We start from the raw sequence: 23,207 nt of genomic DNA, 5'->3' as shown, positions 1-23,207 counted from the left end.
AAGGGCGGAGCGAAGCCGGGCTTTCCTGGCGGCCGGAGCGGTACAAAGCGGAGGTGAGGGATGCTTACTGTGGTGGATTTGGAGCAGGCGCGCTCGATTCCTCTCGAGCGCTTTGGCGGTTCCTGTGCGAATCGCAAGCGCGTCGTATCGTTGGACGGTGCGCTGGGAAAGGTGCTTGCCCGCGACATCGTTTCCGAGGAGGGCGTGCCGCCGTTCGATCGGTCGACTATGGACGGGTTCGCGGTAAGGGCTGCGGACACGTTTGGATGCTCGGAGGCTTTGCCCGCCATCTTGACGCTTGTCGGCGAAGTCGAAATGGGCGTCGCGCCGGATGCGGCATGCTCGTCCGGAACATGCATGCGCATTCTCACGGGCGGACAGGTTCCCCAGGGCGCCGACGCGGTAGTGATGCTGGAGCAATGCGAAGAATACGGCGACGGCACGGTGGGCATCATGAGGGCGGTTGCCCCGGGCGACAACATGGTGTTCAAGAACGACGACGTGAAGCCCGGAGAGCCGGTCCTGCGTGCGGGTGTGGGCATCGCTCCTCACCACATCGGGTCTCTTGCGAGCATGGGCATCACGGAGTGCGAGGTGCTTGACGATGTTTCGGTGGCCGTCATATCCACAGGCGATGAGATCGTGGATGAGTTCCGCAAGCCCGTGGGGGCGCAGATGCGCGATGTGAATGCTCCCATGCTTGCCGCCGCCGTGCGCGCATGCGGCGCGCGCCCGGTTCGGTACCCCATCGTGCCCGATGAATACGATGCGTTGCTCAGCGCCGTGCGGCGTGCGCTCGAGGAGTGCGACATGGTGCTCGTTTCGGGCGGGTCGTCTGCGGGGCAGAGGGACAATACGGCGCGCGTGCTGTCCGAGCTTGGCGAGCTTCTGTACCACGGCGTGGCTATCAAGCCGGGTAAGCCCACGATGTGCGCCGCCGTGCGGGAAAAACCTGCGTTCGGCTTGCCGGGGCATCCCGTTGCCGCATACTTCATGTTTCTCGAGGTGGTGCGTCCGCTGCTTGCGCGGATGTGCGGAGCGGGCGATGCGGGCGGGCGCGTCAGGCGGGCGACGTTGCGCGAGGGCATTCCCTCGAATCACGGGCGCGCCGAATTCGTCGCGGTGCGTTTCGAGGGAGAGCCAGATTGCGCATCGCGCCTTAAAGGTGGGCAAGGTGCGGAACCTCATTCCGAAGGCGCATCCGGTAAGGCTTCGCGCGGGGCGTTTGACGAGGATGGGCGCGAAGCTTTCGCCTCTCCGGTGCGCAGCAAGTCGGGGCTGATTTCGAGCCTTGCTGCTGCCGATGGGTATATCGTGATCGGGCGTAACACCGAGGGAGCGTCAGCGGGGCAGCGCGTGGACGTGCGACTTTTCTCGTGACGCGCGGCTCAATCGCTGGATGCATTTGCTCGGGGCAGTGCCCATTCGGCTCATTCTTGCGCCTCGTTTCGAATTGGCTCGGCCGCTTGGCAGGAAAAGGGAGGACGAATATGGCTTTTGCGTATCTGACCAATATCGCGTGCGAGGAGGCAATCGAGCGGCTGCTTGACGCGCTCGACGAATTGGGCGGAAGGGTCAAAAAGGAGCTTGTCCCGGTTTCCGAGTCGCTTGGCCGCATCACGGCCGAACCGCTCTATGCGCGCATTTCGGCTCCTCATTACCACGCGTGCGCGATGGACGGAATAGCGTTGCAGGCATCGGTTACGTTTGGCGCCACATCCACTACTCCCGTAGTCGTGCAACCCGACCGGTACGTGGTCGTGGACACGGGCGACCCTCTGCCTGATGGCTGCGATGCGGTGGTGATGGTGGAGGATGTCGTGCTGCCTGAGGGCGTTGGGATGCATGAACTGGGCGTATGCCCTGTAACGCTCTATAAGGCATCATCTCCGTGGGGCAATGTGCGGCAAATCGGGGAGGATATCTGCGCCGGTGAGATGCTGCTTACATCGGGCACCGTGATATCTCCTGCCGCCATGGGCGCCATGCTGGCGGCGGGCATCGCCGAGGTGCCGGTGGTCGTCCGGCCCAAAGTGGGCATTATTCCCACGGGTGACGAGGTGGTTCCCCCGTGCCCCGATCCCAGGCCGGGCGACGTGATGGAGTTCAACTCCACGATATTCGCGGGAATGGTGCGCTCGTGGGGCGGCGAGCCGGTGACGTACCCCATAACGCCCGATAGTCCCGAGGCGGTACGCGACGCGCTGCTTCGGGCGGTGTCGGAATGCGACGCCGTGCTGCTCAACGCGGGATCATCGGCGGGCCGCGACGATTATTCGGCGCGCGTGGTTGCCGATGCCGGCGAGCTTCTGTTCCACGGCGTTGCCATCAAGCCCGGCAAGCCCGCCATGGCGGGCATCGTTCGCGGCGTGCCCGTTATCGGCGTGCCCGGGTACCCAGTGAGCGGCATTGTGGTGGTGGAATCCCTGCTCAGGCCTGTTCTTGAACGATTCCTGGGCGCTTCTTTCGCCGATGGGGTTTCGGCCGAGGCAACGTTGGCGCGGCCGTGCACATCGTCGCTCAAGCACAAGGAGTATGTGCGCGTTCGTCTGGGCGCGGTAGAGGGCAAGCTCGTTGCGACGCCGCTTTCGCGTGGGGCAGGCGTGGTCACGTCGTTCGTCAAAGCCGACGGCATCATGGAGATTCCCCAGAACAGCGAGGGGTTTGAGGCGGGGGAGAAGACGCGCGTTCGCCTGCTGCGCCCGCTTGCCCAGATTGAGCGATCCTTGGTGGTCATTGGCAGCCACGATCCGCTTATTGACGAGATCGCCCAGATCATGCACGTTAAGCAGCCGGAGCTCTCCGTCGCATCGACCCACGTGGGATCGATGGGCGCTATCGTTGCGGCGAAGCGGCACGAAAACCACTGCGGCGGCATCCATCTGCTGGACGAGGCGACGGGCGAGTATAACGCCTCCTACCTGGAGCGCCATTTTCCCCAGGGCGGGGTGCGTCAAGTGGAGTGCGTCTATCGTCAGCAGGGCTTCATGGTGGCTCCGGGCAATCCGCTGGGCATCGAATCGCTTGCCGATCTGGCGCAGGAAGGCATGCGATACGTGAACAGGCAAAAAGGCTCGGGCACGCGCATCCTCAGCGATTATCTGTGCAAGCAGGAGAATGTGGACCCTGCGTCCATATACGGATACGACCATGAGGAATTCACCCACACCGCCGTTGCGGCGCTCGTGGAATCGGGGGCGGCGGATGCCGGCATGGGAATCTATTCGGCCGCCAAGATTTACGGGCTGGGCTTCGTTCCCGTGTGCGAGGAGCAGTATGACCTGCTCATTCCCGATTATGCGTGGGATACGCCCATGGTGCAGGCGCTTTTGGAGGTTCTCCAAAGCGAAGAGTTTCGCGCGCGAATCGAGGCCATGGGCGGGTATCGCGTAGAAAGCCCGGGAATGGTTCGCCGGCATTATGAGACCCGTGCGCAGATCTAGGTGCGTGCGGTCGGGTGGTGCAAACGAAGTTCTTCGGGTGAACGATGCGGCTTGTGTTGGGGTGGAGAGCGGGCGCGTGCAGGTTGAAGCGGCCTAGGCTGCTGTTCGTTTGGCGCCCGGCAGCTACGAGCCCAATATTGCGAGAAACTCTGACAGCTCGGGCGTTTGCGGGTGCGAGAGGATGGCGGCGGCGGGGCCTTCTTCCACGATGCGCCCGCCATCCATGAAGATGGCGTGGTCAGCGAGGCGGCGGGCCTGGCTCACAGAGTGCGTCACCACCACGATGCCGGCGTTTTTCTCGGTGCAGTAATCGCGCATGAGGCGCTCGGCGGCAAGGGTCGAGGGGATGTCGAGGGCGGCGGTGGGCTCATCCAGCACCAGATGGGTCCATGTGCCCGCCAGCACGCGAGCGAGCGCCATGCGTGCGGTTTCGCCGCCCGAAAGCTTTTTGGCGCTCTCGCGCTCGAGGTGCGATAACCCCAATGCTTCGACAAGCTCTTGGCAGCGCTCGTCGAATCGACGCCCTTTCGCCCCGAGCGCCACATTATGGGCGAGCGTCCCGTAAAACGCGTAGCTGCGCTGCGGCATGTAGCCGACGGTTTCTCCGGCGTCTAGAATCATACCGCCCTCATCGGGCCTGGTCGTTCCCGCGAGTACGCGCGCGAGTGTGGTTTTGCCGCATCCGTTCACGCCCATCACGGCGCAGATCTGGCCGCGGGGGAATTCAATGCCCTCTACGTTGAGCGCCGTTTTCGTTCCGTATCGCTTGACGGCTTTTTCGATTCTCATCGAGCCACGTTCCTTTGCACGATGCTCACGGCTACGTTAAGCGTGAGAAACATCAGCAGCAAGATGATGCCCAGCGCTATTCCCAAGGTGAAGTCACCGCGGTTCGTGTACATCATGATCGCCGTGGTCATGACGTTGGTTTTGTAGGCGATGGCTCCGCCCACCATGGATACGGCACCCACCTCGGCGATGGCGCGGCCGAAGGCGATGAGGTAGACCGTGAACACCTGGTAGCGGCATTCGCCCAGAAGCAGCAGCGCCGTGCGAACGCGCGAGAGCCCGATGCCTCGGGCGGTTTCGCGCACATCATCCACCAAGCCTCGAACGTACGACTCCATGTTACCCGCCACGATAGGCGTGATGAGAAGCACCTGCGCCACCACCATGCCCTCGACGGTGTAGAGCAGCTGGAGCCAGCGCAGCGGTCCGACGCCGCAGAACATGAGATAACACAGCAAACCGCACACCACGGGCGGGACGCCCATGAGCGTGCGGTTCACAATAACGAGCGCCGAAACGATTTTCGAGCGCCCCATAGCGAGGGCCGTGCCGAGTGGCATGCCTATGGCGAGCGCGATGAGAGAGCTGGCGATGCTCATGCGCAGCGTCACCAGGACGATATTCGTCAGCATCTCATCGCCCGAGACCAGAAGTGCGATGGCCTCCTCGAATGCGGTCAGCACGTGCCCTCAACCCTTTTTCTGCGGCGTTATTCGACGATGCCGCCGTTGGCCTCAAACGTGAGGAACGTCGCTTTGTCGGACAGGATGTACGCGTTCGTCTCGTTTGCCATGGCCAGGCAGGCGCCCATGCCGGCGTTGGAGTAGGTGTACCAATCGGTATAGTCGGCAACGCTGTCGGCCTCGGTGGTGATGCCCAGGTCCTCGGGCCACAGCGAGATTTCCTTGGTGTGCGTGCCGGAGGCATCGCCGCGCGAAACGAACGGGTACTTGCCGTCGGCAATCTGCGCGAAGGCGTCGAGCGCGGTGGCTGCGTCGGCTACGCCTGCGGGGTCGTCAGCGGGGCCGCACAGCACGAAATAATTGTGCATGAACGACAGGCGTTCGGAGTCAAAGCCGGGCAGCGTATACGCAAAACCGGCGGTCACGAACTCCTCTTCCTGGCTCTTGGAATGCACCAGGATGGCATCGGCGTTGCCCGACTCGGCGTTGGCGATGGCCTTGCCCGTGCCGGCGGAATACACCTCTACCTCATAGCCGTATTCGTCCTCGAAGTACGGCAGCAGGTAATCGAGCAGGCCGGAGTCGTTCACCGACGTGGTGGTGGACAGGCGGATGGCCTTCGTCTCGTCGGTTGCCTGCGGGATGTCGCCGTCATAGTGAGGCGCGTCGTCGTTGACGGTGAACAGCGATTCACCGAAGTCCGCCATGCCGTAATCGGCGATCAGCTCGAGGCCCTCGTCGGAGAGCATCCAATCGATGAAGGCGGCGGCACCTTCGGAGTTAATCGCCACGTCGGCGACCTCGTTGCCGTCGGCGTCCACGAACGGGGCGTCGGGATTCACGGCAAGCAGCGAGTAGGTGTTGATCAGGCTGTCATCCTCTTCGTACAGGATGGTCAAGTTGGTGGCCGCTGCCTCGGTGCTTTCCTCGGTCGTGGCGGCGGGCGTCGAGGTGTCTTCCTCGGCGGGCTCGCTGCTCTGCGACGAGCAGGCGGCGAGCGAAAGCGCCATCACGAACGCCGCAAGCAGGGCGACGATGCCAATGCGGATTTTCTTCATGGTTCCCCCCTTTGCTCGAAAAGAAGCTGCGCTTTCCGGCCACGCAATCATTCCATGCTTCTTTTCGCAATCCAGGAAAAACTATAGCCAAATGAAGGGAAAGATAAACCTTTGCTTGGGAGAGCATCGGCATAGTGCACCAAAAATTGTATATATGGATAATATTATTCAATTAATAGAATATATTGTTCTAAGAATGTTCGCGTTCTTGAATAGAATATGCTGTGCGCTCGTCTACGGGATCGGGGCGAGTTCTATGCTCTCCATCGACCCGTCGAGCAGGTCGATCATAAGCAGGCGGTTGCGGATCTGCCCGGGTCTTCCAAGGAGCACCTTCACCGTTTCGGCGGCTTGCACGGCGGCGGTGGCATACGCCGCGAAGGGAAGGCTCCCCAGCCGCGCGTGCTGGCTTGTGCCGAACGGCTCGCCGTATATCGAAACGAAAGAGGCGTCGCCCGGGTGCACGGTGCACACCTGTCCGAACCACCCCGCGATGGCGCCGTACACAAGGGGAATGCCCAGGGCCTGGCAGGCGTGCGCCAGCCAAAAGCGCGACTCGAGCGTATCCAGACAATCCACAACGCAGTCCATGCCGCGAATCAAGTCGGCTGCGTTGCTCTCGTCGAGGTACGAGACGATTGCTTCGGGCTTCGCCTTGCGATCGATTTCGAGGATGCGGCGTTTCGCGACCTCCGCCTTATGCAGGCCCACTGTCGCCTCGGTGCAAAGAACCTGCCTGTTGAGGTTTGTCTCGTCAAAGACGTCGGCATCGATGAGGCGCAGGTGCCGCACCCCAATGCGAGCGAGCGCTTCCACGACGGACCCTCCCAGTCCTCCGCACCCTGCCACCGCGACGCGATCCTCGGAAAGCGTGCGGCACTCTTCCTCAGTGAGCGCTTCGATATTGCGAAGGTATCGTTGTTCGACGGGCATGCGGGCTCCTGATCAAAAGGCGGCGTTGCATCTAAGCATATCATGGGGCGTTGGCTATTCGCCAATGGGGCTCGCGGCGTTCCTTCCCTGCGTTTATGTGGAACCGCCTGCTAGGCCGCATCGTCCATCACGGCCTCCAGGTTCCTGCCGTGATCCTATGGGCACCGCCGATCCGGGCGGCAGGCGGTTTGGAGCGAGGGGCTGGGTCGCAGGCGGCTTGGGCCAGCGGTGCGCTGGATTGTTCTATCCGATGGAGCCGCCGCCCCCACGATGAGGGGCGGCGGTGCTCATGTGTCTGCGATGGCGGATTCGCCGTGAACGGCTGGCGTTCGAACGCCCTGCGCTTTATACGTAGCGATACGTCTGCATCATCTCGTCGGCGAGTTCTTTCTTGCGGCAGGCGTCGCACACGCGGGGCTCTTCAACGCCCGCCTTCTCGGCGGCGCGATGCACGGCCTCCCTTGTGCCCATGAGGTTTCCGCAGCGTTCGCAGAACGCAAGCTCAAACGTGCGGCTCCAAATCGTGCGGCTCGTGGCGTCCTGCGTGTATTCGATAGCGCCCGTGGGGCATACGTTTGCGCAGCTCAAGCAGCCTATGCAATCTGCCGAAGGCTTATCGTAGGGGGTGCTCACCTTTTTATCCACGCCGCGATTCACGGTGGAGATGGCGCCCGTTCCCAAGCTGTCGCATGCTTGCACGCACAGCCCGCACAGGATGCACTTTTCGCCGTCGAGGGTGATCAGCCTATCGAAGCCGTCCAGCTCGCCTGCCTCTTGCGCCATGGAGACGATCGTTTCGGAATCGGGCGCGCGCTTCGCCAGCAGGGCGAGGGTGACGGCGCGCTCCTCGACGATTTTCTCCGAGTTGGTATACACCGTGCATTCGCGCTCTACGGGGTAGACGCATGAGGTAACCACCTTGCGTCTTCCGCGTTCCTCCACTTCCACGATGCACACGCGGCAGCAGGCGCGATGGTCCTCGAACGCGTCGGAGCGGCAGAGCGCGGGAATGTGGATTCCGTTGCGCTCCGCCACGTCGTACAGGTATTCGCCCGGCTCGCATGCGCACGGGCGTCCGTCAATGGTGATGGTCAACGTGTCGCTCATGCCGGCATCCTCCTCATCGTTTCAACAGCGTCGAACCGGCAGGCGTCGCGGCAGCTGCCGCAGGCGATACACTTGTCGGGGTCTATGACGTGCGCCGCTTTGACCTCGCCGGATATCGCATTCGCGGGGCACACGCGAGAGCACATGCCGCAGCCCGTGCATGCTTCTGCGTCGATCGTGAAGCGCGTGAGGTCGGGGCACACGCCGGCGGGGCATTCCTTGCGGTCGATGTGGGCCTCGTATTCGTCGCGGAAGAATTTGATCGTGGTCAGCACCGGGTTGGGCGCCGTACGTCCGAGCGCACAGAGCGAAACGTCCTGCATGGTGTGGCAGATGCGCTCGAGCAGCTCGATATCGCCCGCGCGACCGCGCCCCTCGCAGATGTCGGTGAGTATGGCGCGCATCTGGCGCAGGCCTTCGCGGCATGGCGTGCATTTGCCGCAGCTCTCCTCGCAGAGGAAATCCACGTAGTAGCGCGCGACCTCCACCATGCACGAGCGGTCGTCCATGACGATCATGCCGCCCGATCCCATCATGGCGCCGTACTCGGTAAGCGTGTCGAAATCCACGGGAAGGTCGAGCAGCGATTCAGGTATGCAGCCGCCCGACGGGCCGCCGGTCTGTATTGCCTTGAAGGGCCGGTCGTTCATGATGCCGCCGCCGATGTCGTATATCAACGTGCGCAGCGTGGTGCCCATGGGCACCTCCACCAGGCCGGTGTGCTTTACCTTGCCCACCATGGCGAACACCTTGGTGCCTTTGGACTTCTCGGTGCCCAGCTTGGCGTATTCATCGCCGCCGAAGCGCAGGATGGTGGGGATGGAGGCGAGCGTTTCCACGTTGTTCAGCACGGTGGGCTTGTCGAAGAGACCGCGCTGGACGCTGCGGATATATTTCGCGCGCGGTTCGCCCACCTTTCCGGCGATGGACGCCATGAGCGCCGTGGATTCGCCGCACACAAACGCGCCTCCGCCGCGCACGATGGACAGGTGCAGCTTGTGGGGCGTGCCCATGATGGAATCCCCCAGGATGCCCGCCTCGTACGCGTCGTCGATTGCGTGCTGGATGTGGTCGCGAGCAAGGGCGTATTCGTCGCGGATGTAGAGCACGCCCTCCTCGGCGCCTATGGCGAGCGCGCCGATTATCATGCCCTCGATCACGGCGTGGGGGCAGCCCTCCATTGTGGAGCCGTCCATAAACGCTCCGGGATCGCCCTCGTCGCCGTTGCATACGATGTACTTGGGCCATTCGTCATAGCCGGCGGCGCTGCGCCATTTGCGCCCGGTGGGGAATCCCGCTCCGCCCTTGCCGCGCAGGCCGCTCTTCTCCACTTCCGAGATGATTTCGTCCGGCGTCATGGCGAGCGCGCGTTTCAGGCCCTCGTACCCGCCGCGAGCGATGTAGTCGTCAAGGCTTAAGGGGTCGATGATGCCTACGTCTTTGAGCACCACCTTGTGCTGAAGCGCGTAGAACGGGTTGTCGTCCATGTGCTCGAAGAATTGGCCGTCGCGCCGGTGGAGGAGCTTCTTCACGGGTGCGCCATCGAGCGAATCGACAATCGCTTTGGCGTCGCGCGCGGCAACGCGGTAATACATCAGGTCGCGCGGCATAAACCGCACCACGGGGCCCTGCTCGCATTCGCCCGAGCAGCCGGTTCGTACCACGTCCACACGCACGTCGCCGGTCAGGTTGCGCGCTTCGAGCTCCTTTTCGATGGCGTCCGCCACGTCAAGCGCGCCATTGGCGATGCAGCTTGTGCCGCAGCAGACGAGAATTCTGTCGGTTCCGTTAATCATCGCCGATCACGCCCTTCGAATCATCCGTGCGGTAGCTATCAACAATGCCGGAAATCTGATCGACCTTAAGCTTGTTGTGATATACGCCGTCGACCACCATGACGGGGGCGAGGGCGCACGATCCCAGGCAGTTGACGTATTCCACCGAAAATTCCCCGTCGGCGCTGGTTTGTCCCGGCTCGATGTCCAGGATGCGCTTGAGCTCGGTGGCGAGGTTGACCGAGCCGCGCAGGTGGCATGCGGTGCCGTTGCATATCTTGATGATATGCTCTCCTTTGGGGGTCAGCGAGAGCGCCTTGTAGAACGTTGCCATGGAGTAGAGGTGCGCCTTGGTGCAGCCCAAGTAGTCGGCGAGGGCGGCGAGCCCCTCTTCGGGTATGTAGTTGAATTCGTGCTGCATGTCCTGCATGGCGGCCAGCGCGAAGCGGCGGTCTGCGGGATATGCCTCGATGATCGCGGTGATCTTCGAGGCGCGGTCCGTATCGTTCATGGATGCCTCGTTTCAAATGGATGTGCCCGCATCGAGAACGGGCGAAAGGCGAAGCGCCCGCCCCTGTCGGGGCGAGCGGCCGGATGTATGAAAATTGCTTATCCTCCTGCGACCAGAGGGGTGATGACCACGTAATCCTGCTCGGTGAGGCGCGTGGCCACGCCGTCCAAGTGCTCGATGTGGCGTCCATTCACCAGGATGATCACGTCGTCGCCTTTGTCCGTTCTCTCCTTGTTCAGAATGAGGCCATCGAATTCCGGCCAGCGGGCGCAAAGCGCCTCCATCAGCTCCAACACATTGGAAGGGGCGGGCAGGTCGCATGATTTGCAGCGCGCAATCTGCCGGTATGTCGCCAGGAACTTCACAAGCATGGGCGAACCTTCTTGAAGGGAACGAACGAGCGGGAGGCGGGCAGGGCTCGCCTCCCATGACGGGTCTAATAGGTCACATTCAGTTCGGCGAGCTTTTCGGGCGTGGGGATGCCGTCTGCGGTCCAATTGCGCGCCTCGTAGTAGTCGGCGAGCATGGTTTGCAGCTCGTTCACCTTGCCCTTGGCCGGGCCGCTGGGCAACGCCTCGCGCAAAAGACGCGGGGGCAGGGTGTCTTTTTCGACGCCGGCTTCCATGTTGAAGCGTTTCTCGAGGTTCCAGATGCGCTCGCCCTTGAGCAGAATCTCCTCGTCGGTTTCGTCCGAGCCCACAGCCTCGCGGTACTGGCCCGCAATTTCAGGCAGGCCGATGCCGAACGTGGTGAACAGGCACATGCCGGTGGAGTCGCACAGGGCCGTGAGATCCTGGAAGGTTTTGAGCATGGCGCCCTTGCCCTCGGTGACCTGCGGATCGAGCTTTACGGGAATGCCCAGCACCTCGGGGCTGATCATGTAGCCGCGCACGTGGCAGCCGCCGCGGTTGGAGGTGGCGTACTCAAGGCCGATGCCCTGAATGGCGCGGCCGTCGTATGCGGGCATCTCCTGCTTCTTCACGCTCATGGAAAGCTCGGGGTGGCCGTACTTCTCCGCCAGGCGGTACGATCCCAGGCCGATGGTCTTGCCAAAGCCTTCGCCGTCGGCGCACATCTGCGTGAGTTTCACCATGGCAGCGGCATCGCCGAAGCGCAGGGGGAATCCGATATCCTCTTCGGGAATGGCGCCCATCTCGTAGAGCTCCATTGCACAGGCAACCGTGGAGCCCAGGGTGATGGGGTCCATGCCCTGCTCGTTGCAGATGAAGTTTGCCTTGACGATGGACGAGATGTCGTTCACGCCGCAGGCGGCGCCATAGCTCCAGCCCGCTTCGTACTCGGGGCCTTCGCCGAAGCCGTCCAGGTTGCCCTTGCCTTCGATCTTGGTCACGCGCCCGCAGGCGATGGAGCAGCCGAAGCAGCCCTGGTTCTTCACCAGGTGCGTTTCGTTCAGCCTCTCGCCTGAGGTGTCGTCCGCCTGCTCCCAGTACGAGCCGTCGCGGCCGTTGCGCAAAGGCAGGCCGCCCACCTCGTTCACGATGTTCACGAGGATCTCGGTGCCGAAGGTGCCCAGACCGTTGCCGGTGACGGGGTGCTCTTTGAGCATGGTGCGCGCCTTGGTGACCTCGTTCATGAAGCCCTCGGGGCGGGCAACGGTCACGCCGCCGGTTCCGCGCACGGCGATGGCCTTGAGGTTTTTGGAGCCCATCACCGCGCCCATGCCGCCGCGGCCGGCCGCACGGTTCTTGTCGTTCATGATGGCGGCGAACAGCATGCAGCGCTCGCCGGGCGTGCCGATGCAAGACACGCGCACCTTGCCGTGCTTGGCCTCGAGGGCCTCGGTGGTTTCATGGACGCCCTGCCCCCACAGCTCGTTGGCATCGAGCAGCTCTACCTGGTCGTCGTTGATGTGCAGATACACCGGATGATTGGCTTTGCCCTCGAAGATGATGCCGTCGTAGCCCGCGTATTTCAGCTCAGGGCCAAAATGGCCGCCTGAGTTCGCAGCGCCGATGATGCCCGTAAGCGGCGCCTTCGACACGACTTCGTAGCGGCCTGCCGAGCATGCGGCGGTGCCGGTGAGCGGGCCGGTCATGAAGATCAGCTTGTTCTCGGGGGAAAGCGGGTCAACCTTGGGGTCGACCTCGTTGCAGTAGTATTTCGTTCCCAGTCCTCGGGCGCCCACGTAGTCATGAGCGTCCTGCATGTTCAGGGGCTCTTTCTTGATGGAGCCTTCGGTGAGGTTGATACGAAGAATCGTTCCGATCCAGCCGTTTGCCTGCGTCATTATGCACGCACCTCCTCGACGGCCGCCTTCAGCTTGTCGGCGGCAAGCTGTTTTTTGTCCGGCACCTCATCGGGGTCTACCAGGCTGATGGCTCCCGTGGGGCAATACTTGGCGCACCAGGCCTCGCCGCCGCACAGGTCGCACTTATGAATCATGCGCTTGGCGGGAGAGTACGAGATGTTGCCTAAGGGGCATGCGCTCACGCACATCTTGCATACGATGCACTTATTGGCGTCATGCTCGATAACGCCCTGGGCGTTGCGACGCAGCGCGCCGGTGGGGCAGATAGCGGCGCAGGACGCCTCGTCGCACTGCATGCACATGATGGGCACCGTGATGGCGGCATCCTCGTAGTGGAATACGCTTACATTGGAAAGGCGTGGATTGAATTCCTCGTTGTGCTTGAACGAGCATACCAGCTCGCAGGTGCGGCAGCTCACGCACTTCTTCGGATCCACGACCAACTGTTTAGCCATGGATTCCCCCTTTCATTCGAGTTCGGCCGTAAAGCACTTGAGTCCAGTAAACCATGCGTTCGGCAGAAAAAACGCGACGTCGCCGATTTGGGGAGCTTACTTGCTCGTTTGTGCCGGATTCCGACGTATCATTAGGCAGAAAGCATGAGGGTTTCTGCCTAATTCGAATCGAGGTTCCCATGCGTACATTCGATTACCGCCACCTTCCTCAGAACCTGTTCGACGGCAAGGTGGGCACGGCAAACGTGCGCCTCTACGAAGACCGGGGCACGTTCGAGGCCTTGAGGAGGGCGCATCCCGATGCGCTTGAGGCCCTGCGGCGCGAGGCCCGCTTCGACAACGTGGATGCTTCCATGCGCATAGAGGGGTTTTACCTGCCCACCGCTCGCGTGAGGGAAATCGTCGAGGGGAAGCAGCCGTCGGGGGACGCCGAGTCGCAGATAGCGGGGTACGCGCAGGCGCTCGCGCTTGTCGAGGAGTCGTGCGGGGGAGACGGCGACAGTCTGCCGCTCTCGACCGCCACTATCCTCAAGCTCTATGAGACGCTGTATTCGCATCGCAATCTTGGTCGAAAGAGCCGCTACCGCAAGAAAGACTATATGTATGTGCAGGTGGATGGGCATCCGCGCGCTATGCCGGTAAGCCCCATTACTGCGTTCGAGACCCCGCTTGTTTTGGGCGGGGCATGCGATAGCCTTGCGGATGCGTTTTTGGCCAGCTCGTGCAGCCCGCTTATTCTGAGCGCCGTGTTCACGGTGGATTTTCTTGCGATACGCCCATTCGATGAGGGAAACGGGCGCATTTCGCGTCTTTTTGCCAATCTGCTGCTTGAAAAGGCGGGTTTCGAGGTGCTCCGCTATATGAGCGTGGATCGCATCATTGAGGAGTCGGGAATGGCGTATTACGATGCGCTCAATGCGTGCGTCGAGGGATGGGACGTGGGCAGAAACGACTACTCTCCTTACGCGCTGTATTGGCTCGAGACAATACATGAGGCATATAGGCGCCTGTTCGCCGCGTTGGAAATGAGTGGAGCTGCAGGCGCGGGAAAATCCGAGCGGGTGCGCCTTTTTGTCCAACGGGCGAATCGGCCTGTGACGAAACGCGAGATCCGCGCTGCGCTCGCCGACGTGAGTGAGGCGACCGTTGAGGCGGAGCTTGGCCGCATGGTCAAGGAAGACGTGGTGGAAAAGCTCGGCGCCGGGCGCTCGACGGCGTATCGCTGGAGGGAGTAGGGTTTATCGGGCGCACGAATGCTCTCCGATGCAGAGCGTGTTCGTGCGCCGTAAAAGCTGCAACAGCACCGAGCGAAGGGGCGCCGCCCAAAAAAGGACGACGCCCCTTCATCATGCGCGCACCTGCCCGATTCGGTAAGGGAGGGAGGTGGCAGGTGCGCGCGGGGTAATGCGTCGGCGGGAGGGATGCGCCTTGCTGGCGCTGTGCCGACGCGTTGGCGTTGCGCTAGGCCGTGTACGCCGCGGCGTTTTCGCCGGCTATGCGGCCGAAGGTGTAGATGTCAGACATTGAGCAGGAGCCAAGGCGGTTGGTGCCCATCTTGTGACCGGCGACCTCGCCTGCCGCAAACAGGCCGGCAATGGGCTGCTTGTTTTTGTCGAGCACTTCGGCGGAGGTGTTGATGCGCAGGCCGCCCATGGTGTAGTGCACGGCAGGCTTGCAGGCGAGCAGATAGTACGGGCCGTCCTCGATCGGGTTCATTTCGCCGCGGTAGTTCCACTCGGGGTCCTTGCCGTCTTTGCAGTATCCGTTCCACGCTTCGATGGTCGCTTTCAGACCCTCGGCGTCAACGCCCATGGCCTCGCACACCTCGTCGATGGTGTCGCCCTTCACAACCACGCCGCGCGATTCGCAGTTTTCGTACTCATCGCTATGCACCTCGAGCAGGCCGGTTTTGTCGGCGCCAGCCTGATTGAACAGCACATAGGCAATGGAATCGGTCTGTTCGGTAATGGCATTGGAAATGACATCGCGGCGGTCAAGCTCCTCCACGAAGCGCTGGCCCTCTTTGTTCACCAGCAGGCCCTGGTACTCAAGGCGCACGTCGCCCACGTACAGAAGAGAACCGTTTTCGGGGTCGCACACGGGGTAGGTTTGGATGTACTCCATATCTACCAGGTCAGCGCCCGCTGCCTCGCCCATCACGATGCCGTCTCCCGTTGCGCCCACCGAGTCGGTGGAAAGAATCTTGTCGTCCATATCGGGGTTGTACTTGACGCGCATCTCGACGTTGCTTCCAAATCCGCCCGCGGTCAAAACCACTGCCTTGCAGGAGATGGTGGACTCTTCACCGGTCAAGGTGTTCTTGACCTTCACGCCCGTGACGGCATCGCCGTCTTTGACCAGCTCGGTGGCTTGCGAGTTGTTGAACAAAGCGATGTTGTCGATTTCGCCCACGCGGCGGGTGAGCTTGGTGGTCATCTCGGAGCCGCTGTGGGTAATGGGGATGATGGATCGCTTGATGTTGTGGCCGCCAAACTGCATGAGGTCGTGCTTCCACGAAACGCCCGCCTCAAAGGTGAGCCACTGGGACGAATCCAGTGCTCCTTCGGCGATGACCTGAACCAGCTCCGGGTCGGCTTTGTTGTCGCCGCCCACGAGCATGTCTTCGGCGAGGTTGTCGGGGCTGTCCTTGATGCCCTCCTGCGCCTGGATCCAGTTGCCGGGCGCGGCCATCTCGCCGCCCGAGAGGGCGGTGTCGCCACCGTAGACGCCCATCTTCTCAAGTAGCACCACGTTGGCGCCCTTGTTGGCGGCGCTAATGGCTGCAGCAAAGCCTGCGCCGCCAGCGCCTACAACGACCACATCGGCCGACTCGGGCAGCGGCTCGGCTTCAGAGGCGGCTTTGTCGCGGCCTTGCCAATCGCTCGAGTCCTCGCCAATGGCATCCAGCGCTTGGCCCACGGCCGAGATGAATGCCATGCTCGACAAGGTGGCGCCGCTCACGGTGTCAACGTTGAGCGTTTGGCTGTCGATAATCTGCTTGGTGAGCTGCTCCATGGCGTGGTCGCCTAGGCCAGGAGTCTCGCGAGAGCTGAGCACGGTGATGCGATCGATGGCGCCGTCTTTGGCAGAAACCTCGATATCCATGTTTCCGTGCTTGCCCATGGCCTGAGCCGTGGCGATGCCGGTGCCGTTCGACGAGGCCCCCTCCGAGCTTCCCTCGCTCGATTTGCTGGGGGTGCAGCCCGCGAGCGCCAACGCGCTGCCGATTGCTGCAACGGTGCCGCCCGCTATGAAATTCCTGCGCGATACGTTTTTCATTGTTCCCCTCCTTTGGTGGTGGGCGCCGTTGCGATTGTCCGGCGTCCCATTATTTCGCGTCGGCGGGGCGCGGCCTGTGCCGCATGCTCCGTCCGAGTTCGCTGCAACTGTATGACGGTCATGCCGTTGCGGCAATCGTCCGGTGCGGTTAAATAATTAACCCATCAATAACCCTAGCCGCGACTAGGTGTTTTGCTTATGATGTACAGGTTTTGCGCGTTGCGCCGATGTGCTCTTGGGGAGGGGTGAGCATGGAATCATTGCGCGGGGCGGCGGATCAGTGTCGCTCCATGGCGAACCGAATGGCGGCGGTTCCATTTGTGTTCTTGGGCGTTGGCCTGTACAGGGCGTGGCTGGCGTTGTTTTTTCGATACGAAGCGTTTCCCGGAATGAACGCTCCGAGCTATTTTTTGTTCGAGGCGGCCATAGGCGTCGCATCATTCATCCTCGCTCTTGCCGCGAGGCGCATATGCCCTATATGGTCGAATCGCGCGGTGGTCGGGGCATCGTGGGCATGCATGACATGCGGAGCGGCCTGCATTGCCGCAGGGTGTTTCGGCGGCGTTGCGCCGCTCAGTGCAGTTGGGCTGGTGCTTGCCGGTGCCGGGCTCGCTGCCGTTATTCTTATGTGGGCGGAATTCTATGGCTCCATCAACCCCGCGCGCGTAGCGCTGTACCACGCCATGGGCATAGGCTTCGGCGAAATCCTGAAATGGCTATTCATGGGAATGGACATAAGCTACCTGGTGTTTTTCTCGCTTGTTCTTCCCGCTGCCTGCATAGCAACCGTTCATGCGAGCGTGTCGCGACTTCCTCGCGACGAGAGGCCCGCCCATGGCGCCGGCGCAGCTTCACGGGTCATTCCCTGGAAACCCATTGTTCTGATGGCCGCCTGTTCGTTTGCCGCAGCCTTTGGGGCGCTTCCCGCCCAAGCGCTCAGCGCGGGAAACGTTGCCGGGGCATTAGGGGCGTGCGCCCTGGTATGCGTGGGCGTTCTGGTGCAAATGCGCTGGTTCAATTTCGACACGGTATACGAACTCGCATTCCCCCTGTTCATCATTGCGTTTCTTTTTGTTTCTCCGGCGGTTACCGGCGGGTCGTTCCTCACGGCGGTGGGGTACGAAGCCGGATATACCATGCTCACTATTCTGATGGTGATCGTGTTTGGCAACATCACATACCGCTATGGTGTGAACGCAGTGTGGGCTTGCGGAATAGAGCGCGGCATTCGCTACGTGGCCGAATCAATTGGGTGGGGGTCGTCCGCGGTGCTTGCCGGTACGCTTGGCTCGCAAGAGATGTCGACCGCCTATCTTGTCATCACCTTCGTCGTGGCGGCGGTGTTTGCGGTGGTGTTTTTCTCGGAGCGCAAGCTTTCGGCGCAATGGGGCATAAGCCTGAAAGACGGAGGGGAGCTGCTCGCTGCTTCCGACGAAAGATGGCGCGCTTTGCGGGTCGAGGAGCTTTCGCGCAAGCACGATCTTAGCTCCCGAGAGGGCGAGGTGCTGAGGCTGCTGGTTGAGCGAAAAACCATGGCGGAAATGGAGGAGGCTCTGTTCATAGCGCAGGGCACTATAAAGGCGCATGTGAGCCATATCTACAAAAAGCTCGGGGTGCACAGCAGGACCGAGCTGTTTGCCCTTTTCGACGACCCGGAGCGTTCGGGGTCGCAACGTTAGACTTCGGACGGATGTGCGTTCTAGGTCGCAACGTTAGATTGGGGGCGGAGACGCGTTGGCTTTGCGGCGCAGGGCTGGCCGCATTGCTCGCGAACGCGGGCGTAACGCAAGAATGCCGCCTCGAAAGGCGGCATTTGCATAGGAGACTGATTTCTAGTTGCGGTGCTTGCGCATGCGAAGGACCGCAAGGATGATGGCAGCGAGGCCGACGGATCCTATCAAGGCTGCCGCCCCTGCGAAGACGAACGAAGCGTCGTTGGTTTGGGGAATCGACGTGCCGCCTGTTTGCTTTGCGGGCGTTTTGCTCTTGTCGGACGCGCTCTTGGTGCTGCCGTGGCCGCCGTCGCTCTTGGCGCCTGGCTTGTCGCCGTTGCCATGCGGGTTGTCGGGGTTGTTTCCGTGCTCGCCGCCGGGATTGTTTCCTCCGCCCGGATTCTCGGGATTGCTGGGCTTTTCCGGCTTCTCGGGATCGGTGCCGGGGTTGTGAGGGTCGGTCGGGTCGGTGCCCCCGCCAGGGTTGTCGCCCCCGCCAGGGTTGTCGGGATTGTCGGGGTCGCCGCCGCCGGGGTTATCGCCGCCGCCGGGCTCCGTCGGGTCGGGCGTCTTCTCCCACTGGGCGGTCAGCACGAGATGCGGGTCGTCGTAGGGGATCTGGACCTCGTCGCCCGGAGCATAGCTCTTGCCGTTGGAACCGCTCCAGCCCTTGAACGCGTACCCCTCGCGTTCTGGCGCATCGGCTGCCAAGAACTTCTTCGTCTCGGTGTTGGGCGAGGTGTCTTCGTGAATGCCAAATGTACCTTCTTCGCCCTGGGGGTTGGGCGCGCCGCCCGCGGAATCGTATCGCAGGCTGAATTCCTTGTCCCATACCGCAGTGAGATAAATCGCCGGCTCGTAGCAGGCGTTCGTCTCTACATCGGAAACCGGATAGAGGTCTTTGTCGTCGATCAGCTTGAGAGTGGATTCGTATCTGCCCGATTTGATCGGCGCCTCGGATGCGTCCGGCATGCTGCCCGCCCCTCGAAGCATCAAGGTTGAATCGCCGTCGTCGACGAACGGGGACTTCCAAAACAGGAATTTGTATCCGTCGCGAACAGGCAGCGTGTCTATAACCGCAAAGTCCATGGAGTCGGGCGGCTCAGGGGCCGTCACTTTTTGCACCTGGCTGAGGTCGGATTTTTGGAATGTCTCATCCCACGAGTTGCGCCATTCGTAGGAAGTGAGCGAGGGGTCGTTGAGGGCGCCCCCGTTGGGGTCGTAGGCAATTGCCCCTACGTAGGTTAAAGGCAGATTATCTGCTACGGTCACCTGGAACCCCACGACTGCGTTAACGGTTGTGCTGCTGCCGTCGGCCGCTTCGCCCGTAAGGGTCAGCCAGTAGTAGACGCACACCGGCGTATCGGGCGGTGTTTCTTTGAGCCCCTTCATGCTGCCGCCGAGCGAGAGATATTCCGACGAGGCAGAAACGTACTCGGAGTTATTGCCGTCGGAATACGTTCCTCCCACAGATGTTCCAGCCACGGAGAGCAAGGTGCCGGTCACGTTGTATACCTGGGTTTTGCCGGGCTGGTGGGGAATTTCTGCGGTGAACGTTTTGGGCGAGACGCCGCCCCAGTTTACGCTGGCCCCCGGCTCCAGAACAATCTTGCCGTATTCGCCGGCCAGCGGGAACGTGTTCCCCGGCTTGTTGAGGGAGCCTACGCCGGGGACGGTGGGTTGCAGGGTGTGAATGTCTTCAAGGCTGAAATTGTCTGATTCGCGAGGAGCTATATCCTCGAAGAGGCCGTAGGGCGAGCTGCTCTCGTCTTCGTTGATTAGGTATGTCTCAATTGTCTCGCAACCGGATTCTTCCTTTGCAAATGCGGGTGTCGCCTGCGTGGCGATTCCTGCGCACACGAGCAGGGCGGCTACGGCAAGGTACCCCCTCTTTCTTATGGCGTGTGTCATGGCGGTCCTTTCTACGCGATTCGTTTTGCAAAACGCGAGATGGTGGGCATTTCTTATAGATATGCCGAAACTACCAAGCGACGCCGCGGCGCCGTCAAGCGGGAAGAAAGGAGGATGGATGGAGATTGAGGGGTTTTGGGGTCGGGGTTGAATCGCGGCATGCCGAAAGCTTTTTGGCTTGACGGCTGTCGCAAAGGGGCCCTCCGGGCCCATCTGCGCAAGCGTAGGGGTGTTCTTATAAAAGAGCTTCTTAGAATCGGGTCAATAATTTTCGTTATTCTACTGTTAGCCACTTGCAACTTTGTGAAATTACCCCATTTTTCACCCAAACGGCTCCGAAACAGTTCAGAATCGATGTAGGTGGCGCTATGAAAAGCCGTCAAACGGTAGAAAGCCGAAAATAATTGTCCAGTTTTCTGAATTTGCTCGTATCAACGTGGGCTCTCTGGGTCTGAGCCAGTACCGTCGTGGTCCATTGTTTGGAGGGCGAAGTCTTTCGGGTGGAGCTGCAGGATGCCCTGCGTACCGCCTTGGCGCTTTGGGCACGGAAGCGCTGGTTGAAAAGCTGGCGCAATAAAAAACGGGCCCGGAAGGCTTCGGACCCGTAATACATTCTCTGGCGGAGAGCTGGGGATTCCCGCGTTCGCTTTGCGAACGCTCAGCCCCTCGGGCTAAAGCCCTCGGGCGATTCGCTAAAAACTGCCCACCGGGCAGTTTTCTTTACGCGAATCCACCTCATCGGTTCGAATCCCTGTAGTGCGCAATAAAAAACGGGTCCGGAAAGCTCCGGACCCGCAATACATTCTCTGGCGGAGAGCTGGGGATTCGAACCCCAGATACGCTTTTGGCGTATACTCGCTTAGCAGGCGAGCACCTTCGGCCTCTCGGTCAGCTCTCCGCAAAAAGGTGCGCGAAGCATGGTATCGTTATTGCGTGCGAAATGCAAGGCCGCACTACAGATTGAACATAGGAGGCTCAATGAAGCCCAGCGTCACATACTTCTGCGATTCATCCAAACGCCGCACGCTGCGCGTAGCGGCGCTTCTTTTGGGATTGTTCGTGGCCGTCATGGCAATGAGCTTTTTCGCGCCGCACGCGTCGGCCTATGCCAAAGAGTACACTTGCCCCAACGTGACTATCGATGCCACGGTGAATAAAGACGGCTCTCTTTCGGTCACCGAGTCGCGCGAGTTCACGTTCGACGGCGCCTTTACGGCGGTGTGGTGGGAGCTCGGTCAGAACTTGCCTTCTGACGCATCCGAGGTGACCATCGACGGCGTGTCGATGACCGAGCCCCAGGCGTCGGGCTCTGGCGTGGATTCCGCCCCGGCGGCAAACGAAAGCTTGTCCGAGGTGCCATTTGAGCTCGAATGGCGCGATGCGGGCGGCCCCGGAACCACATCCTATTCGTTTGATGAGGCGCGCGGCACGCTGTATGTGTTCTTTGATGCGGAGGACGCTACCTCGGTCATAACCATCTCCTACACCATCTCGAACTTCGTGCAGGTTTATGACGATGTTGCCGAGCTGTACTGGCAATTCATAGGGCATGGCTGGGCGGTCGATAGCAGTCATGTAACCGCGACGGTTCATCTGCCCGCGCCCAGCGGCACCAGTCTCGGGTCGGGCGATGAGACGGTGCGCGCGTGGGCGCACGGCCCGCTCGATGGCACGGTGGACATCCAGGATGATGCCACCATCGCGCTCGCCGTCCCCCGGGTTTCCGCCGGCGGCTACGCGGAGGTCCGCACGACGTTTCCCGCGGAGTGGGTGAGCGGGGTCGACTCCACGTCGCCCGTTCGCCATACGGGCGATCGCCTCGATTCGGTGCTCGAAGAGGAATCGCGCTTGGCCAACCAGGCCAATGCGGAGCGTTTGCGTGCGCTCGCGTTTATCGTGGTATGCCTGGTCATCTCCATCGGCAGCATTGTGTGGGCGCTGTGGATGTTCTTCCGCCACGGCAAGGAGCACAAGCCTGTGTTCCAAGAACAGTACTGGCGCGATGTGCCCGATCCGAGCATTCATCCCGCGGTGATCGCTCGCCTGTGGCGCTGGGATGCTCAGAGCCAGGACGATTTCACTGCCACGCTTATGCATCTGTCGCATCGCGGCGTGCTGCGCATAGATGCAGGCCAGTACCAGGTGCCCGATGGCCGCGGCCAGAAAACCGTGCAAGATTACTACATCACGCGCTTGCCCGGGTGGCAAGAAAAGGTGGCCGGAAGCCCCATCGACGAAGAGGCGATAGACGTGCTGTTCGAGAAGGCGGGCAAAGGCACCGATTCGCTGTGGTTCGGCACGATCAGTCAATACGGGCAGGACAACCCCGAGGCGTTTGTGGCCTCCATGAACGAATGGCAGGGCATCCTCAGCGCCGAGACCAACCGTTACAACTTCTTCGAGGCAAAGGGAAACCACTATCAGGCGCTCATGACCTCGCTGGGAATTCTCGGCATCATTGCGGGCCTGGTGGGCATCTTCATGTTCTCCAACTTCATTCCCCTGATTGCGCTGGGACCTGCGTCGGTGGTGCTGTTTGTCATCGGGCGCTTCATGAGCCGCCGCAGCACGCAGGCGGTGGAGCTGTATGCCAAGTGCGAGGCTCTGCGAAATTGGCTGAAGGACTTCAGCGCGCTCGACGAGCGTCTTCCCACCGACGTGAAGGTGTGGGGCGACATGATGGTGTATGCCTACATTTTTGGCGTGGCGGAAGAGGCCATCAAGGCGTTGCAGACGCGCATGCCCGAAATAATTGACGACCCCGGCTTTGCCCCCATGTATTACTGGTACATGCCGCACTACTATGGCATGAATGCCGCTTCGACCATTGCGAGCCCGGCGGATATGTTCTCTACCATGCAATCCAACACGATGTCGGTAGCGAGCGCGGCCCTGAGCTCTGCGAGCGGCGGGTTCAGCAGCGGCGGCGGATTCGGCGGCGGGTTCTCCGGTGGCGGCGGGTTTTCCGGCGGCGGATTCGGCGGCGGAGGCGGTGGCGCGCGCTAGGGAGCTGCCGCATCAAGCTCTGTCCGCCAGCGTGCTGTCAGGTGGCTGCGGCGCTTGGCGTGCGCTAGTTTTTGTTGAGGCGTTTGATGGCGCGGACTGGCGGGGGCGCGGATATGGCGGAGCGCGGATATGGCAGAGCGCGGATACGGCGGAGCGCAACCGGGCAAAGCGCACGCCGGAAGGCGCGGGCCGATAGGGCGCTCGCTAGCGAGGTGCGTCAAAGGACCCAACCAACTTTGCTGGTAGAAGCCAGCTTTAGAGTGATTTGGTGCCGCG

General features: G+C 61.6%; 17 protein-coding genes and 1 tRNA gene. 5 read left to right on the top strand and 13 right to left on the bottom strand.

Going from position 1 to position 23,207, the window contains the following annotated elements:
- The first annotated feature begins 60 nt into the window (after positions 1 to 60).
- Together DMP06_RS03920 and DMP06_RS03915 are read left to right on the top strand one after the other, a co-directional pair.
- A complete protein-coding gene (locus tag DMP06_RS03920; RefSeq protein WP_123208449.1) occupies positions 61 to 1,380 on the top strand; it encodes a molybdopterin molybdotransferase MoeA in 1,320 nt (439 codons plus the stop codon).
- A 110-nt stretch (positions 1,381 to 1,490) separates the two neighbouring features.
- Positions 1,491 to 3,443, top strand: a complete 1,953-nt coding sequence (locus tag DMP06_RS03915; RefSeq protein WP_123208448.1) for a molybdopterin biosynthesis protein — start codon at positions 1,491 to 1,493, stop codon at positions 3,441 to 3,443.
- Between the two features lie 123 nt (positions 3,444 to 3,566).
- On the opposite strand, the gene DMP06_RS03910 is transcribed toward DMP06_RS03915, so the two are convergent.
- The 10 genes from DMP06_RS03910 to DMP06_RS03865 form a co-directional block, all read right to left on the bottom strand.
- Positions 3,567 to 4,232 carry an ATP-binding cassette domain-containing protein gene (locus tag DMP06_RS03910; RefSeq protein ID WP_123208447.1) on the bottom strand — a complete coding sequence of 222 codons (666 nt, stop codon included), beginning with the start codon at positions 4,230 to 4,232 and terminating at the stop codon, positions 3,567 to 3,569.
- Complete coding sequence (locus tag DMP06_RS03905) at positions 4,229 to 4,915, bottom strand: ABC transporter permease (RefSeq protein WP_123208446.1); 687 nt, start codon at positions 4,913 to 4,915, stop codon at positions 4,229 to 4,231. Before DMP06_RS03905 ends, DMP06_RS03910 begins: the two co-directional genes overlap by 4 nt.
- Positions 4,916 to 4,941: 26 nt before the next feature.
- Positions 4,942 to 5,973 carry an ABC transporter substrate-binding protein gene (locus tag DMP06_RS03900; RefSeq protein ID WP_245962360.1) on the bottom strand — a complete coding sequence of 344 codons (1,032 nt, stop codon included), beginning with the start codon at positions 5,971 to 5,973 and terminating at the stop codon, positions 4,942 to 4,944.
- A gap of 234 nt (positions 5,974 to 6,207) precedes the next feature.
- Positions 6,208 to 6,906, bottom strand: coding sequence for a HesA/MoeB/ThiF family protein (locus DMP06_RS03895; RefSeq protein WP_123208445.1), 699 nt, complete (start codon positions 6,904 to 6,906; stop codon positions 6,208 to 6,210).
- A gap of 345 nt (positions 6,907 to 7,251) precedes the next feature.
- A complete protein-coding gene (locus DMP06_RS03890) occupies positions 7,252 to 8,013 on the bottom strand; it encodes a 2Fe-2S iron-sulfur cluster-binding protein (protein ID WP_123208444.1) in 762 nt (253 codons plus the stop codon).
- On the bottom strand, positions 8,010 to 9,809 hold the full coding sequence (locus DMP06_RS03885; protein WP_123208443.1) for an NADH-ubiquinone oxidoreductase-F iron-sulfur binding region domain-containing protein: 1,800 nt from the start codon (positions 9,807 to 9,809) through the stop codon (positions 8,010 to 8,012). Before DMP06_RS03885 ends, DMP06_RS03890 begins: the two co-directional genes overlap by 4 nt.
- Complete coding sequence (locus DMP06_RS03880) at positions 9,802 to 10,299, bottom strand: NADH-quinone oxidoreductase subunit NuoE family protein (protein ID WP_123208442.1); 498 nt, start codon at positions 10,297 to 10,299, stop codon at positions 9,802 to 9,804. Before DMP06_RS03880 ends, DMP06_RS03885 begins: the two co-directional genes overlap by 8 nt.
- Positions 10,300 to 10,397: 98 nt before the next feature.
- Positions 10,398 to 10,670, bottom strand: a complete 273-nt coding sequence (locus tag DMP06_RS03875; protein WP_123208441.1) for a MoaD family protein — start codon at positions 10,668 to 10,670, stop codon at positions 10,398 to 10,400.
- A 65-nt stretch (positions 10,671 to 10,735) separates the two neighbouring features.
- Positions 10,736 to 12,547: an aldehyde ferredoxin oxidoreductase family protein gene (locus DMP06_RS03870; RefSeq protein WP_123208440.1), complete on the bottom strand. Its 1,812-nt coding sequence runs from the start codon at positions 12,545 to 12,547 to the stop codon at positions 10,736 to 10,738.
- The gene (locus DMP06_RS03865) at positions 12,547 to 13,023 is read right to left on the bottom strand and encodes a 4Fe-4S dicluster domain-containing protein (protein ID WP_123208439.1); all 477 of its coding nucleotides are present in this window, start codon (positions 13,021 to 13,023) and stop codon (positions 12,547 to 12,549) included. Before DMP06_RS03865 ends, DMP06_RS03870 begins: the two co-directional genes overlap by 1 nt.
- A 179-nt stretch (positions 13,024 to 13,202) precedes the next feature.
- On the opposite strand from DMP06_RS03865, the gene DMP06_RS03860 reads away from it, so the two are divergent.
- The gene (locus DMP06_RS03860) at positions 13,203 to 14,258 is read left to right on the top strand and encodes a Fic family protein (RefSeq protein WP_161957810.1); all 1,056 of its coding nucleotides are present in this window, start codon (positions 13,203 to 13,205) and stop codon (positions 14,256 to 14,258) included.
- A 226-nt stretch (positions 14,259 to 14,484) separates the two neighbouring features.
- Here DMP06_RS03860 and DMP06_RS03855 read toward each other — a convergent pair whose 3' ends face one another.
- The gene (locus DMP06_RS03855; protein ID WP_123208437.1) at positions 14,485 to 16,302 is read right to left on the bottom strand and encodes a flavocytochrome c; all 1,818 of its coding nucleotides are present in this window, start codon (positions 16,300 to 16,302) and stop codon (positions 14,485 to 14,487) included.
- 251 nt (positions 16,303 to 16,553) lie between these two features.
- Between DMP06_RS03855 and DMP06_RS03850 the strand changes: the two genes are divergently transcribed.
- The gene (locus tag DMP06_RS03850) at positions 16,554 to 17,981 is read left to right on the top strand and encodes a response regulator transcription factor (RefSeq protein WP_123208436.1); all 1,428 of its coding nucleotides are present in this window, start codon (positions 16,554 to 16,556) and stop codon (positions 17,979 to 17,981) included.
- Positions 17,982 to 18,134: 153 nt separating this feature from the next.
- Here DMP06_RS03850 and DMP06_RS03845 read toward each other — a convergent pair whose 3' ends face one another.
- Positions 18,135 to 19,925, bottom strand: coding sequence for an InlB B-repeat-containing protein (locus tag DMP06_RS03845; RefSeq protein ID WP_161957809.1), 1,791 nt, complete (start codon positions 19,923 to 19,925; stop codon positions 18,135 to 18,137).
- 807 nt (positions 19,926 to 20,732) lie between these two features.
- A tRNA-Ser gene (locus tag DMP06_RS03840) sits at positions 20,733 to 20,823 on the bottom strand.
- A gap of 80 nt (positions 20,824 to 20,903) precedes the next feature.
- Between DMP06_RS03840 and DMP06_RS03835 the strand changes: the two genes are divergently transcribed.
- The gene (locus DMP06_RS03835; RefSeq protein ID WP_123208434.1) at positions 20,904 to 22,931 is read left to right on the top strand and encodes a DUF2207 domain-containing protein; all 2,028 of its coding nucleotides are present in this window, start codon (positions 20,904 to 20,906) and stop codon (positions 22,929 to 22,931) included.
- Positions 22,932 to 23,207 lie beyond the last annotated feature (276 nt).

The organism is Slackia equolifaciens (assembly GCF_003725995.1).
Taxonomy (GTDB): Bacteria; Actinomycetota; Coriobacteriia; order Coriobacteriales; family Eggerthellaceae; genus Slackia; species Slackia equolifaciens.
Note: the sequence above shows the minus strand (reverse complement) of the source record. Positions and strands in the feature narration are given on the sequence as shown.

Bases quoted from the DNA above. Each gene is read 5' to 3' on its own strand.
- DMP06_RS03920 (WP_123208449.1), top strand. From the start codon at position 61: ATGCTTACTGTGGTGGATTTGGAGCAGGCGCGCTCGATTCCTCTCGAG.
- DMP06_RS03915 (WP_123208448.1), top strand. From the start codon at position 1,491: ATGGCTTTTGCGTATCTGACCAATATCGCGTGCGAGGAGGCAATCGAG.
- DMP06_RS03910 (WP_123208447.1), bottom strand. From the start codon at position 4,232: ATGAGAATCGAAAAAGCCGTCAAGCGATACGGAACGAAAACGGCGCTC.
- DMP06_RS03900 (WP_245962360.1), bottom strand. From the start codon at position 5,973: ATGAAGAAAATCCGCATTGGCATCGTCGCCCTGCTTGCGGCGTTCGTG.
- DMP06_RS03895 (WP_123208445.1), bottom strand. From the start codon at position 6,906: ATGCCCGTCGAACAACGATACCTTCGCAATATCGAAGCGCTCACTGAG.
- DMP06_RS03890 (WP_123208444.1), bottom strand. From the start codon at position 8,013: ATGAGCGACACGTTGACCATCACCATTGACGGACGCCCGTGCGCATGC.
- DMP06_RS03885 (WP_123208443.1), bottom strand. From the start codon at position 9,809: ATGATTAACGGAACCGACAGAATTCTCGTCTGCTGCGGCACAAGCTGC.
- DMP06_RS03880 (WP_123208442.1), bottom strand. From the start codon at position 10,299: ATGAACGATACGGACCGCGCCTCGAAGATCACCGCGATCATCGAGGCA.
- DMP06_RS03875 (WP_123208441.1), bottom strand. From the start codon at position 10,670: ATGCTTGTGAAGTTCCTGGCGACATACCGGCAGATTGCGCGCTGCAAA.
- DMP06_RS03870 (WP_123208440.1), bottom strand. From the start codon at position 12,547: ATGACGCAGGCAAACGGCTGGATCGGAACGATTCTTCGTATCAACCTC.
- DMP06_RS03865 (WP_123208439.1), bottom strand. From the start codon at position 13,023: ATGGCTAAACAGTTGGTCGTGGATCCGAAGAAGTGCGTGAGCTGCCGC.
- DMP06_RS03860 (WP_161957810.1), top strand. From the start codon at position 13,203: ATGCGTACATTCGATTACCGCCACCTTCCTCAGAACCTGTTCGACGGC.
- DMP06_RS03855 (WP_123208437.1), bottom strand. From the start codon at position 16,302: ATGAAAAACGTATCGCGCAGGAATTTCATAGCGGGCGGCACCGTTGCA.
- DMP06_RS03850 (WP_123208436.1), top strand. From the start codon at position 16,554: ATGGAATCATTGCGCGGGGCGGCGGATCAGTGTCGCTCCATGGCGAAC.
- DMP06_RS03845 (WP_161957809.1), bottom strand. From the start codon at position 19,925: ATGACACACGCCATAAGAAAGAGGGGGTACCTTGCCGTAGCCGCCCTG.
- DMP06_RS03835 (WP_123208434.1), top strand. From the start codon at position 20,904: ATGAAGCCCAGCGTCACATACTTCTGCGATTCATCCAAACGCCGCACG.